Genomic DNA, 2,312 nt, shown 5'->3' with positions numbered 1-2,312 from the left:
AAAAAATAAGATAGAATAGATAGATCTTCTTTTTTATTAACACGAAATATTTTTAGTATTCTAAAAAGGGTGTTTTTGGCGTACCACCAACATTGGTTAATTATCTTAACTAAGAAAATTAAAATATGAATTTAAAAGGGACCTTACGTTGAATACATATACGCAACGTAAGGGCTAATTATTTTTGGTTTGACATAAAGATTGATTAAAAATAACTTAGGGATCTGTGTAGCCGATTTCCTTAACGTACAGAAAATTGACTTGTTGGTTCGTTACTCGTTAAAAATATTTGTAAAGTTTCTAGAGGCTATATCAACTTGCATTTTATTTGCTAGAATACCATTTAGCTAACCACTCATTCCATTTATCTTTTTGAATAGTAATGGCAAACATAGTGTTTTTATCAGGCTTGTCAGTAAGACATACGGATGTACCGTTAACAGATAAATATTGTCCGTGGTTATTTTTTAAAGAGAAGCTTTCAAATCCATAATTAACAAGTGTCCATACTTGTCCATAAGCGCGAAATCCTGTAACGCCCACCTCACCATTTGCAGATGTAAGATAAGTTGCATTTGCTTCTATGAACACCTTATTAGATCCTTTTTCAATTGGAATAATTGTAAATGTGCTCCTATCTTCTGGGATCCAATTAGATGAAGCAGAAACATTCGTACTATCCTCCCATGTCCGCAAAACCTTATCCCTGTTTCTAATTTTCACAGAAATAGAAGAATATTCTTCATTTTTATGCTGTGTAACGACGCCGAGCTTATGTCTCTTTATCTCAGCAAGCTCATCAGAGGTATAACTAAAAATTTCAGATTTTTTTACTGGATTCGAAGTTATCGTTGCCAGTTTTCGCCTCTCTTCTGGTAGTGCATGAAAAAGTTTCGTTAGGTCAAAAGAAGCATTACCTGGTTTTATATTTGGAAATTCTTGTCTAATGTACTTTAGAGCTAAAGGACCATTCATTTGACCACTATTGTCACTTTTTAAGTAATATGTTTGCCAATTTGTAAGCGCAATACCAGTATTCCCTTCATCTAATTGTTTTTGTGTAATATAATACACATCACGTTCATATAGATTTGAGGCATCTGGATTTAAGTCTACTATTATACCAGCTTGCTTAATCAGAAGTTGTTGACCATGTTTTATCGTTTTATATTCAACTTTCCCATTCTTATAGAAAATTTTAATTCTCTTAGAAAAGTTTTGATTTTTATAATAATCATACACACTAATACCAAATTCTCCTTTGTTAAAAGTAGGAGCTTTGTAAGCAAGGTTTTCATTGTTAGCTGTATAATCATTTTTAGCACTTTGTTCTGATAAAAAAATAACAAAAGGCTCTTTTAGAAACGTATCATAGGTATCTCCAAATGTTGTAAGAATCGTTTCTCTTGTATCAACATCTGCTTTCGCTTTATGTTTTGTAAATGGGTTAAAACTGAATACAATCCCCATTGCTATTCCTATAGGGGAAATTTTTTTTATACTTCTCTTTATCTTTTCTTTCATGGCTTTGTCCCTTGCTTTCTAAATATACTATTACCAACATATTTAAATTAATATTGGTGCGTTTATCTTAATTTAAATACCTTTCAAATGTCTTTCGTAAATGTTACAAAACCTTTTCATTGTTTCTCGGCCCAATACCAGCGTAGCTGTGGTTAGGGGCAAAATAATTTATTTTGTAACAAAATCGATTGTTTTTGATAATGGTGAATATAACCTTTTTATTTTTAACGTCCCACAATCTTTCTTTTTTGAAATGCATATTGATGTACTGACATTGTTACAGTACATCAATATATATATAATTTAAAGGAACTTATTCTTAATAATCTCCAAAAAATAACAAAACCCACAGAGAACAAGAATGTTTTCTGTGGGTTTTGCTGAGTTCAAAGGAGCTTGGGGGAGCTCGGTTTGATCGATCTTATTTTTCTAACTTAGGGTAATAGAAAGATAATATACAGTTGATAAGGTAGTTTGCGTATATATTCGCAATAAGCTTATCTTACTTTAAACATCTTTCAAATGTCTTTCATAATTATTACAAAAGCCTTTCGTAAATGTTACAAAAGGCTTTCATTATTCTACCAATAGGACTGAAAAATAAGCGAATTTTGATTTCTCATTTATATTAGGGATAGTGCACCTATTTCTTTTATGCATAAACCGATAAATTTTAAAAAGGTTTCTAATGATATGCACTCAAAGGAACTCTCACTATCGTAAAGAGAGAATAAAATGAATCATATATATGCAAGTTAAAAACCGACATAAAAACCCCTTTCTTTTAG

At 31.0% G+C, this 2,312-nt stretch carries 1 protein-coding gene; it reads right to left on the bottom strand.

Translation table 11 applies throughout. The features are described from left to right. Positions 1–324 precede the first annotated feature (324 nt). Complete coding sequence (locus V7183_RS13090; protein WP_335359803.1) at positions 325–1,524, bottom strand: hypothetical protein; 1,200 nt, start codon at positions 1,522–1,524, stop codon at positions 325–327. Positions 1,525–2,312: the final 788 nt, after the last annotated feature.

This window comes from Bacillus sp. JJ1127 (assembly GCF_036965845.1).
Lineage (GTDB): Bacteria > Bacillota > Bacilli > Bacillales > Bacillaceae_G > Bacillus_A.
This window is presented reverse-complemented; position numbering and strand designations above follow the sequence as displayed.